Here is a 10,558-nt window from a genome sequence, read left to right on the forward strand (position 1 = left end):
GGCAAACCGCCCACGCCGCCCGCTCCCCCGAACCCCGATGCCGCGACGTGACTGCTGGTCAAGGTCAGGTTGAGCGGGTTAACCATGGTCGACCGCCGCGGTGGCGACTGAGGTGACAACGGTCACTTCTGGCGACCTTGGCCCCCTGCCGCGACGCGACTCGAACCCGGCCCTTTGCTGGGACTAGGCCGAACCCACCCGCTTCGCCACGAACTTAGGTCGGGCCCAACGACGCTCGCGCTGACTAGGCCCGACCCAACGAAACTCGGTCAACCTAGGTCGAACCTAACCACGCACGCCCAACCTAGGTCGGGCCCAACGAAGCTGCCCCAACCTAGGTCCGGCCGAACGAAACTCGCCCAAGCTAGGCCGAACCCAACAAGACTCGCCGAAACTTAGGCCGAACCCAGCCACGCCCGCCAGCCAGGCCGCACCCACCGAATCCCGCCGAATTAGGCCCAACCCAAGACCGGCCACCACCCCATGGCCCCACCACCCCATGGCCCCAACGCGCCAACCCCCGACGCCTCAGCCGAAAAGCCCCCAACACAGCACACGGCGGCCGGACCAACCCTCGGTCCGGCCGCCGTGCGACCCCTCGATCTTCAATTCTCGCCCTCGGCGACTCCGGCGCAAACCGAGTCACCCCAACGATTCCAACGCCGAAGCGCCCGAACCGCCGTCAGTGCAATGCGGCGCAAGTAAGCGCGACCGTCACTTCTCCGTCTTCGGCGCAGCCGGCTTCTTGGCGTTCGCCGTGGCCGTGCTGCTGGTCGTGGTGCGACGGGCAGGCGTAGCGGTCTTCGGCGAGGTGCGGTTAGCAGCCTTGCGGGCCACCGACCGGGTCTCGTGCGCGACGTTCTCGCCGATTTCCTCAACCGCGTCTGCGGTCTCGCCGGCCACCTCAGTCACCTTGCGGGCGGCCTTCTCACCAGCGGAACGGGTGCGCTTGGTGACCTTCGAAAGCACGCCGTCGACGCGCTCGCGGGTCTCCTCGGTCAGGCCGTCGACGCGCTCCTGGGCGGCGGTCAGCGCGTCGTCCAGCTGCTCGAGCGCCTTCTTGACCTGCGGCTGAGCGGCGATCTTGTCCCACGCCTGCTCGCCGGACTCGGCCAGCTTGTTGTACAGCTTCAGCGCGGCCTCGGTGTACTCGTCGATGGCCTTGCGCAGCTCGGCCGGGTCGAGCTTCTCGCGGAGGCTCTCGACGTCGGTCGGCAGCTCCTCGAAGCCCTTGCGCGCGGCCTCGGTGTTCTTGGTGACGTTGGCGCGGGCCTTGGCGACCGCGTCGGTCACGGCCTGGCTGGCCAGGTTGCCGGCGCCGAGCGCGGCGAGCAGCGGGGTGCGGACCTGGTCGAGCGCGGTGTTGACGGCCTTGCGGACGTCCTCGGTCTTGGGCGTGGTCATGCCGACTCCTCAGTGGTCTCTTGGGTGGTCTTCGGTGCGGTGGTGCTCGCGGCGGCGTTTTCGCGCCGGAAGGACTCGTAGACGTCGAGCAGGACCTGCTTCTGCCGTTCGGTCAGCTCGGCGTCGGCGCGGATCGCGTCGCCGACCGGGCCGCCGGTCGGCAGGTCGAGAATCCCGGCCTGCACGTACAACGCTTCGGCCGAGATCCGCAGCCCTTTGGCGATCTGCTGCAGGATCTCCGCGCTGGGTTTGCGGACCCCGCGCTCGATCTGGCTCAGGTACGGATTGGACACTCCGGCGAGTTTCGACAGCTGGCGCAGCGAAATCTTCGCGGAACTGCGCTGCTGGCGGATGTACTCGCCGATGTCGGAGGCGATGTCCGCGACCTTGTCCATGGGGCGCTGTGCTCCGCCGGGTTCTGTCATCCGGTCACCTCCTCGCGACCTACTCGACAGTACGCTCGCGTGCTAGCTATTGCAAGCACCCTGCTTGCAACCATCGGGTGTGGTTCCGCTCACCCCGTTACCCTGGGCTTATGCGGGCACAACGGTTGCGTCGACGCCTGGTCCGGCAACTCGTCGAAGAGGACGTGCTGCACGACGAAGCCTGGGCCGAAGCTTTCGCCACCGTCCCGCGGCACGCGTTCCTGCCGCGCTTTTTCGTGCCCGCCGGCACCGGCTGGGCGGCGGTCGACCGCAGCGATCCGGACTGGCTGGACCGCGTCTATTCGCGCGACGTCCTGGTCACCCAACTCGACGACGACCCGGCGCTGTGGGACCGCGCCCGCACGCACGGGCCAGTCCCCGGCGTGCCGACCAGCTCGTCCAGCATGCCCGCGATCATGGCGATCATGCTGGAAGAACTCCTGGTCCGCGACGGCGATCGCGTACTGGAGATCGGCACCGGAACGGGCTACAACGCGGGTTTGCTGTGCCACCGCTGCGGTTCCGGCCAAGTGTCCACAGTGGACATCGACGCGGCCATTGCCGCCGCCGCGCGGGAACGCCTTGCCTCCTGCGGCTACGAACCCGCGTGCGCCACCGGCGACGGCGCACTCGGCTTCCCGGCCGGAGTCCTCTTCGACCGGGTCCTGTGCACCGCGTCGGTCTCGCGGATTCCCCTTGCCTGGCTTGCTCAAACACTCCCCGGCGGGCACATCGTCACCACCCTGAACCGCCCGCTCGGCGGCGGACTCGTCCGCCTCACCGCGGGCGAAGACGCGTCCGCCGAAGGCCAAGTCCTGTCCCGCGACGGCCGATTCATGCCCTTGCGCGCACATCGCCTGCCACCGCTCGCGGAATTGCCGGACGCCGCCGGCACACAATGGCGGCCGACCGAGTTGTCGATGTCAGATGTGCTTAAGCCGCAACGGCATTTCGAATTCTTTGCCTCGCTTGAGCTGCCCGACGTCCGCCCGGTGCACGTCGATCCGAACGGCGCCTTCGCACTGTCCCATCCGGACGGCTCGTGGGCCCGCACCCGCCGCACCGACTCCGGTTTCGAGGCAGCGCAAGGAGGTCCGCGCGCGTTGTGGGATCTCGCCGAGGACGCGCACCGGCACTGGGAATCACTGGGCCGCCCCAGCCGATCCCGTTTCGGGCTCACGGTGAACAGCGAGGAACAAACCTTCTGGCTGGACGATCCACAGTCTGAGAACCGCTGGCCATTGCAGGAACTCAAATCTGACGACGGATCCGCCCGGTAATCGAGACCGCCGCCAGGCCTTGGGCCGTTTGGCCGTGCGCGCTGCATCGTCCGCAGTATCACCGGCACCGGGCTGGACGATGCCCCTTGAAAAAGGGAAGACTAAGCCCATCCCCGATGCGCACACCGGCGAGATCCACGAATCCCAGCGGAGTTACGACGAACGGCTCCGCGCGGAATGAAGGGTCACTAGGTCGAACCCAGCCAAACTCCCGCTCACGCACCAATTCCTAGGTCCGACCCAATTCTGGCCCGGACCCATTTCTCCACCGCGGTCACGACGTCGTCGAGCGGGGCGTCCGTCGTGTCGATGGACTCGACCTGCCCACGTATCCACAGGTTGAACTCGAGCATTTCCTCGATGCGCGGCTCGTCCCACTCCCGCCACGCGGGCCGGGCGCGCAACCGCCGCCGGAGAGTCTCGTTGTCCGCGACCAGGGCCAGATAGTGCACATCCGAGAAGAAAACGCGCTCTGGCAACGGTTCCAGCTCTTGCGGCGCGACCGTTCCGCACAGCACGACCGGCCGTCCGTTCTGGTGCAGCATCGCGGCCATCCGCAACCAGGCCCCGCGAAACGCCGGATTGCCCGGTTCGTCGTCGCGCAACGCGCCGGTCCACAGCACGTCCTGCTCCAGCACGACGGCCTCGCCCGCCAACCGCTGCGCCAGCTTCGGCCCGACCGTCGATTTGCCGCCCGCGCTCGGGCCGGTCAACGCGAACAACGGCAGCCGCCGGAACGGCCACCGCTGGCCGCATTCCGCGCACCGCAAGAGGTCCCCGTCCGCCTGTGGACAACTCGCCCGGTCGCCGCAGGACGGACAGATCCGCAGGTCAAGCGCCACTGGATCGGTGGACAACTCAGTCGAAGAGGTTCTCGAGGAAGCTGCGCTTGCGCCGCCGGTCGTACGGTCGCGGCGAATCCCCGTAGCCACCGCGGTACGGCCGCGGCGAATCCGAGTGCCCGCCCCGATATGGCCGGGGCGAATCCGAGTACCCGCCTTGATAAGGGCGAGGCGAATCGGCACGGGCGTACTGCGGCGGCTGCTGCCGGTAGAACGCGCTCTCCGCACCGGCGATCTGCTCCAGCTCGCCGCGATCGAGGAAGATCCCGCGGCAGCCGTCGCACTGCTCGATGTGGACGCCGTTCCTGTCGACCGTGCGCATCATGTTCTGACACTTCGGACAAATCACGCATCCGACCCTACGCGGATTCGCCGCGCCGTGTCAGCAGCCGATCAGCAGGCGCAGAGGCAGAACGGGTGGCCGACCGGATCGGCGTACACGCGGAACGTCTCCGGCGAATCGTCGAGCAGCTTCGCGCCCAGCCCGAGAATGCGCTGGTGAGCGGCCTCGAGGTCGGGGACGTCCAGGTCGAGGTGCGCCTGCTGCGGCGTGTCCTGCGACGGCCATTCGGGCGCGCGGTAATCAGCCACCCGCTGGAATTCCAGCCGGACGCCGCCGCGCGGGTCGACGAGCGTGGCCCAGTGGTTGTCCTCAGCGACCTTAGGTTCGGCCCACTCGAGCACGGAGCGATAGAAGCCGGCGAGCGCCGCCGGGTCCGGACAGTCGAACGCAACGCCGCCGAATGTCGGAATCGCACCCATGTTTCGTCCATCCTCTCCTCGTGGCGTAACCAGTAAAGCGAGTATGTCGGTTAGGCCACCAGGTCGCAACCGATATCGCCCGTACACTGGGCAGGTGCACACCGACGCTTCCCTGGTGGTCGCCTTTCTCAACACCGTCGACATCGAACGGGGCGACGACCTGCTGGACGATCCGGGGCTCTGGCGGCAGTGGGCCGCGGACCACGACGTGGCACCGAACGATCCCGCCGAAGCCCGCGCGGTGCGAGACAGCCTGCGCGCCGCGGTCGGCGATCCGCGACTGCCCGCGACGGCGCTGGACGTCCCGCTCCGTTTCACGCTCACCGACACCGGCCCGACGCTGCTCGCCCCGGACGCCGTCACCGCGACCCTCGCCGCGGCCACCCGAATGGCCATCCGAGGCGACTGGGTCCGGCTGAAAATCTGCCCCGCCGACGACTGCCTGTGGGCCTTCTTCGACGAATCCCGCAACCGCTCCCGCACCTGGTGCTCGATGCGCGTCTGCGGAAACCGCGAAAAAGCCCGCTCCTGGCGCGCCCGCACGGCAGCTGTGCACAACTAAGACCCTGTGGACAACTTGTCCACACACACCACATGTGCACGTGCAGATGCCCCGGATCCCCACAAGTTGTGGACAGCGATTAGGCCATCACCGTGAATTCCTGTGGATAACCCCGGGGATAACTCAGCTTCCTGTGGACAACTGGTTTGAGCGGGGTGCGGCTGTGGTATAGGACGGCGCGCATACGGTCGACCACCCGCCGCACCCGGGCTGGGACAGGGGAAAGACCGAGGAAAACGCGGCCGATGCAGCGGCACCAGACCACTGAAGTAAGCCCCGGCCCCGGGCGGCTGCGGTCGGGTCGGCGGGACAGTCTCCACTCACGGCCGACGAATTCCGCTCAACCACAACGAAATCCACCTCAACCGGCAGCCAGAACCCCGCCGCGCTGGCCCTCACCACAACCGGCAGCCAGCCGCACGCACGCCCCTCGCCGCAACTGCCAGCTAGCCCTCAACGCGCCCACCGCACAGCCATCACGACGGCCGCCGCCCGCCATCAACCCGCCTCGCCGCACGGCTCTCACCACAACCGCCCAGCCCTTGCCGCGCCGCCGCCGACCCGCCCTCAGCCAAGCCCACTGCACCGCCAAACTGCCCGGCAGTCAGTTCGCCGCACGCCACGACTCTCACCGCAACCCGCCCCAGCACTCGGCCGCCCTCACGACACTGCTCTCGCCGCAACCGCCCAACCCCCACCGCGCCGCCGCAGACCCGCCCTCAGCCAAGCCCGGCCGCGCAGCCTTCACCACAGCGCCGAACCAGCCCTGCCCCGCAGAACAACGGCAGAACCAGAGACTCAGAACAGCAACTGCGCCACCGCGTAAATCACCAGCCCGGCCAGCGCACCCACCACAGTCCCGTTGATCCGGATGAACTGCAGATCCCTCCCGACCTGCAGTTCGATCTTCCGGGACGTCTCCTCGGCATCCCACCGCTCCACCGTGTCCGTGATGATCGTCGTGATCTCGCGCGAGTAGTGAGTCACCAGGTAAACCGCCGCGCTCTCGACCCAGCCGTCCACCTTCGAGGTCATCGACGGGTCGTCCACCAGTCGCTTGCCGAGCGATTCCAGGCCACCACGGACCCGCTGGCGCAGTTCGCTCGACGGGTCCTCCGCGGCGTTCAGCAGCATTTCCTTGGCCGTCGCCCAGGCATTTCCAATGAGCTTCTGCACTTCGCCGTGGTTCACGATCTGGCCCTTGACCTGCTCGGCCCGCTCCATCGTCTTCGGGTCGGTCTGCAGATCCTGCGCGAACTCGCCGAGGAACTTGTCCAGCGCGAGGCGCATCGGGTGGTTGACGTCCGTCTTCACGGCCCAGGCGAACGTCAGGACCTCGCCGTACACCTTGTCCGCCAGCATTTCGTCCACGAACTTCGGCGACCAGCTCGGCGCGCGGTCCGAGACCACGCGCAGCATCGTCTGGTGGTTGTCCCGGACCCACTCGTAAGCCCGGTCGCACATCAGGTCCACGAGCTTGTGGTGTGCGCCGTCCTCGAAGACGCCTGCCAGGATTTTGCCGAGCGGCGGGCCCCACGGCTTGTCGATCACGCGCTTGACCACGGCCTGCTCCATGATCGCCTGCACGTCCTCGTCGCGCAGCACCGTCACGGCACCGCGCACGACTGTCGCCAGTTCCGACGTCACGCGTTCCGCGTTGTCGCGCTGCGAGAGCCAAGCGCCGAGCCTGCTGGCGACCTCGACGCGGCGGAGCTTGTCGCGGATGACATCGGGAGACAGGAAGTTCGAGCCGACGAACTCGCCGAGGCTGTTGCCGAGCGCGTCCTTTTTGTTCGGGATGATCGCGGTGTGCGGGATCCGCAGGCCGAGCGGATGCCGGAACAGCGCGGTCACCGCGAACCAGTCCGCGAGCGCGCCGACCATGCCCGCCTCGGCCGCGGCGCGCACGTAGCCGACCCAGCCCGGCCAGCCTGCCGACTCCGCCCAGCTCGTCAGCAGGAACACGATCGTCGCGCCGAGCAGGAAGGACAGCGCGACCAGCTTCATCTTGCGCAGGCCGCGCCGTTTCGCCTCTTCGCCGGCGGTGCCGCCGGGCGGGTCCGCGGGCGTGACCTTGGCAGGGGTGAGTTGCTCCACACCGCCATTGTCCGTGAGGATGCGTTCTCGTGCGTGAACCAGCTCTCGTCCCCCGCCTCCGCCCGTTCGCCTCGACGGTCTTCGCGGAGATGACCGCGCTCGCCGTCCGGCACGACGCGGTCAACCTCGGCCAGGGCTTTCCGGACACCGACGGGCCCGCCGGAATGCTCGAAACGGCGAAGAATTCGCTGTTCGGCGGCGACAACCAGTACCCGCCGGGGCCGGGCCGTCCGGAGCTGCGCGCCGCGATCAGCCGGCATCGCCAGCGTTACGGCGCCAGCTACGACCCGGACACGGAGATCCTGGTCACCGCGGGTGCGACCGAGGCCATCGCGGCGACGCTCATCGCGCTGACCGAGGCTGGCGACGAGGTGATCGTGGTCGAGCCGTATTACGACTCATACGCCGCCGCGGTCGCGATGGCGGGCGCGCGGCGACGGGTCATCGGGCTGGTCGAAACCGAGAACGGACAGCTTGAACTCGACCTCGACGCTCTCCGCGACGCGATCACGCCCAATACCCGCGCGGTGCTGCTGAATTCGCCGCACAACCCCACCGGCACGGTGTTTTCGCGCGCGCAGCTGGAGGAAGTCGCGCGGCTGTGCGTCGAGCACGACCTCATCGCGGTCACCGACGAGGTCTACGAACACCTCGTCTTCGACGGAGCCGAGCATCTTCCGCTCGCGTCGTTGCCTGGAATGCGCGAACGGACCGTCGCGATCTCGAGCGCGGGCAAGACCTTCAACTGCACCGGCTGGAAGATCGGCTGGATCTGCTCGACGCCGGAGCTCGTCGCCGCGGTGAAGGCGGCGAAGCAGTTCATCACCTTCGTCTCCGGCGGACCGCTGCAGCCGGCCGTCGCGTACGCGCTCGACAACGAGCTCGAGTGGGTCGAAAACCTGCGCGTGAGCCTTCAGGAGAAGCGCGATCGGCTGTCCGCCGGTCTTGCCGATGCGGGATTCGCTGTACGGCCGAGTGCCGGGACGTATTTTGTGACAGCTGACGTGCGTCCGCTCGGCTTCGAAGACGCCGCCGAACTCGCTTGGACGCTGCCGGAACGCGCCGGAGTCGCGGCAGTACCCGTCAAGGTGTTCACGGATCACCCGGACGAGTGGAAACATTTGCTGAGGTTCGCGTTCTGCAAGCGCAACGAGGTGATCGACGAAGCGGTCGAACGCCTGCGGAAACTCGTCTGACGACTGCGGCCCGGCCCCGGTTTCTCCCTGCGGGAACGGAATACCGAGAGTGTCGCGGTGGCCGAAACATCGGGTCAACGCCCGAATTCGCGCCGTCGGACAGCCGCCCGGATGGCCGCATTCGCCCCGGTTGAAGCGACGCTGGGTGATCGACTAGGGCGGATCGGACACCAGAGCCGGTGGGGACGTTCCGCCGTACGGGGTGGATCGAGCGCGGGAGAGATGAAACACTCGCGTCCGGTGCTAGAAAGAGGGCAGCCCCGGGGGACCTGCGACCTGGCCGGAAGAGAGCCCCAGCAAGATCAGCCTCGTGCGGTGGGCCGCACGAGCTTCAGGCGCGGACGGTGGTGGTGGCGTGACCGGCATGGCGACCCCGCGCGGCCTCGCACATCCCGCGCCCTCCGGCGCGAGCGCCAGTCCGCTCGGGAACACGGGTTCCGCGTTGCTGGGCATGGTCGACCGCGCTGAGCGGAATTCCTCCTTCGCGCGCGCGGGCGCGCGACGACGGCCACGCGCTTGGGCGGCGCCGATCGCCCGGCCTGCCGTCCGAATCGCCGTCGCTGGCGGGCTCACACTGGCCGGATGGCTGCTCGGCGCGGCGTTGTCGCAGGCGAACGCGGCGACGGGCGACCCCGTCGACCATCCCATCTCTGCCACGCACGACACCGATCCGGAGCACCGGTACGCCGGAACGGCCACGTCCGGCACGCTCACCTGGGCCATGCCCGGCTCGGCGACCGGTGCGAAGCGCGCCAACCTGCACCGGTTCCACTTCTCCGCCAAAGACTTCCAGCCCGACGTGAGCTTCCGGCCGACCACAGTGGCAGGAAGCGAACCGGCCACGCAGAACCACGCTTCTCGGCCCGTCCCCGCGGCGAAGGTCACCAAGCCGAAGAGCCCCATCAAGCCAAAGCACCACGCGCCAGCGAGCGAAGCCACGCCGAAAGCCACCACTCAGCCCGGCCTGCTCAGCAGCATCAGCAGCAAACCCGAGCCCGGCATCCTCAGCACCGCCAGCCAGGAACCGCGGCAAGGACTTCTCGACGGCCTGCTCGGCGGCTCCGACCGCGACTCCGGCCCTGGCCTCCTGGACGGTCTGCTCGGCAGCCCCGAACACAACCAGCCAGGGCTTCTCGACAGCGTCCTCGGAACCGTCGACGACACCGTCGACACGACCCTGCACACCACCGTCACCTCGGTCGACACCGTGATCGACACCGCGCCGGTCCGGGTCGTCGAACCGCCAGTCCACCCAGAACCCGCACCGGTCGCCAGCGGCTCGGTCACCGCCGCCGCCCCCGCGACGAAGCTGGCGAAAGAACCTGAAGCGCCGGACGTCGTGAAGGTCAACAAGCAGGCTCCCGCCGTCGTGCACACCGCGCCCGCCCGCGTTCTCGCCGTGCCGCCTGCCGCGAAGCAGGAAACCCAGCCCGCGCCGCCGGTCAAGGAGCGCAGCCAGGCCGGAGGCGGCAGCAGCGGTGGCGGCGAAGGCCTGCCCTCGGCACCGGCCGCGCCTGCCGCGCCCGCGTCGACTGTCTCACCGGGACACGACGGTTCCGGCGGTCTGCGCCAGCTGTTCGCGCTGGCCGGCGACGGCGACACCGTCACTCAGCTCAAGCTCATCGGCGTCAGCCGCGACCACGAGGTCGACGGCGCGGGCAGGGATGCCGCCCTGCCGACCACCTCCCCGGACTGACCGCTCGACCGGTTTCCCGGGGAGAGCTACGTCCACGTCAAGATCAACTTCTTGATCGCGCGCGCCCGTTCGCTGCGCCGGGCTCACCCCTTCGCACCCATGCCACTTCGAACCAGGGGCTGAACCATGACCGCACTTCCCGACCGGCCGACCGCGCCCGGCCGGATCGGGTCCTGGTCCCGGCGCCGCGCTGCCCCCGAGATCGAGCTGAAGTCCAGACCGGTGCCGTACAACGCGGTGGTGCCGGTGGACAATCCGCCGATCAGGGCGACCACGATCAGCGGGATCGCGTAC

10 protein-coding genes are annotated in these 10,558 nt (G+C 68.6%); 4 read left to right on the forward strand and 6 right to left on the reverse strand.

Annotated features, from left to right (window positions below; all coding sequences use genetic code 11):
* Positions 1-714: 714 nt before the first annotated feature.
* Together ACWDNU_RS35410 and ACWDNU_RS35415 are read right to left on the reverse strand one after the other, a co-directional pair.
* The gene (locus ACWDNU_RS35410; protein WP_370932358.1) at positions 715-1,404 is read right to left on the reverse strand and encodes a hypothetical protein; all 690 of its coding nucleotides are present in this window, start codon (positions 1,402-1,404) and stop codon (positions 715-717) included.
* Positions 1,401-1,799 carry a helix-turn-helix domain-containing protein gene (locus ACWDNU_RS35415; protein WP_043836265.1) on the reverse strand — a complete coding sequence of 133 codons (399 nt, stop codon included), beginning with the start codon at positions 1,797-1,799 and terminating at the stop codon, positions 1,401-1,403. Before ACWDNU_RS35415 ends, ACWDNU_RS35410 begins: the two co-directional genes overlap by 4 nt.
* Before the next feature lie 140 nt (positions 1,800-1,939).
* Here ACWDNU_RS35415 and ACWDNU_RS35420 point away from each other — a divergent pair, with 140 nt between their 5' ends.
* Positions 1,940-3,109, forward strand: a complete 1,170-nt coding sequence (locus ACWDNU_RS35420; protein ID WP_449672087.1) for a methyltransferase domain-containing protein — start codon at positions 1,940-1,942, stop codon at positions 3,107-3,109.
* Between the two features lie 215 nt (positions 3,110-3,324).
* Here the strand turns inward: ACWDNU_RS35420 and ACWDNU_RS35425 are convergent, their stop codons facing one another.
* The 3 genes from ACWDNU_RS35425 to ACWDNU_RS35435 form a co-directional block, all read right to left on the reverse strand.
* Complete coding sequence (locus ACWDNU_RS35425; RefSeq protein WP_449672093.1) at positions 3,325-3,951, reverse strand: AAA family ATPase; 627 nt, start codon at positions 3,949-3,951, stop codon at positions 3,325-3,327.
* Positions 3,952-3,967: 16 nt separating this feature from the next.
* On the reverse strand, positions 3,968-4,273 hold the full coding sequence (locus ACWDNU_RS35430) for a TFIIB-type zinc ribbon-containing protein (protein WP_449672094.1): 306 nt from the start codon (positions 4,271-4,273) through the stop codon (positions 3,968-3,970).
* A 71-nt stretch (positions 4,274-4,344) separates the two neighbouring features.
* Positions 4,345-4,713 (reverse strand): VOC family protein, encoded by a 369-nt coding sequence (locus ACWDNU_RS35435; protein ID WP_370932361.1) that lies wholly within the window; start codon positions 4,711-4,713, stop codon positions 4,345-4,347.
* A 94-nt stretch (positions 4,714-4,807) separates the two neighbouring features.
* On the opposite strand from ACWDNU_RS35435, the gene ACWDNU_RS35440 reads away from it, so the two are divergent.
* On the forward strand, positions 4,808-5,275 hold the full coding sequence (locus ACWDNU_RS35440; RefSeq protein ID WP_449672088.1) for a CGNR zinc finger domain-containing protein: 468 nt from the start codon (positions 4,808-4,810) through the stop codon (positions 5,273-5,275).
* Positions 5,276-6,073: 798 nt separating this feature from the next.
* On the opposite strand, the gene ACWDNU_RS35445 is transcribed toward ACWDNU_RS35440, so the two are convergent.
* Positions 6,074-7,372 (reverse strand): DUF445 domain-containing protein, encoded by a 1,299-nt coding sequence (locus tag ACWDNU_RS35445; RefSeq protein WP_449672089.1) that lies wholly within the window; start codon positions 7,370-7,372, stop codon positions 6,074-6,076.
* A gap of 29 nt (positions 7,373-7,401) precedes the next feature.
* On the opposite strand from ACWDNU_RS35445, the gene ACWDNU_RS35450 reads away from it, so the two are divergent.
* Together ACWDNU_RS35450 and ACWDNU_RS35455 are read left to right on the forward strand one after the other, a co-directional pair.
* Positions 7,402-8,568 carry a pyridoxal phosphate-dependent aminotransferase gene (locus tag ACWDNU_RS35450; protein ID WP_449672090.1) on the forward strand — a complete coding sequence of 389 codons (1,167 nt, stop codon included), beginning with the start codon at positions 7,402-7,404 and terminating at the stop codon, positions 8,566-8,568.
* A 355-nt stretch (positions 8,569-8,923) separates the two neighbouring features.
* Positions 8,924-10,264: a hypothetical protein gene (locus tag ACWDNU_RS35455; protein ID WP_449672091.1), complete on the forward strand. Its 1,341-nt coding sequence runs from the start codon at positions 8,924-8,926 to the stop codon at positions 10,262-10,264.
* The last annotated feature ends 294 nt before the right edge of the window (positions 10,265-10,558 follow it).

Source organism: Amycolatopsis sp. NPDC003676, assembly GCF_053587275.1.

Bases quoted from the DNA above. Each gene is read 5' to 3' on its own strand.
- ACWDNU_RS35430 (WP_449672094.1), bottom strand. From the start codon at position 4,273: ATGCGCACGGTCGACAGGAACGGCGTCCACATCGAGCAGTGCGACGGC.
- ACWDNU_RS35420 (WP_449672087.1), top strand. From the start codon at position 1,940: ATGCGGGCACAACGGTTGCGTCGACGCCTGGTCCGGCAACTCGTCGAA.
- ACWDNU_RS35415 (WP_043836265.1), bottom strand. From the start codon at position 1,799: ATGGACAAGGTCGCGGACATCGCCTCCGACATCGGCGAGTACATCCGC.
- ACWDNU_RS35435 (WP_370932361.1), bottom strand. From the start codon at position 4,713: ATGGGTGCGATTCCGACATTCGGCGGCGTTGCGTTCGACTGTCCGGAC.
- ACWDNU_RS35410 (WP_370932358.1), bottom strand. From the start codon at position 1,404: ATGACCACGCCCAAGACCGAGGACGTCCGCAAGGCCGTCAACACCGCG.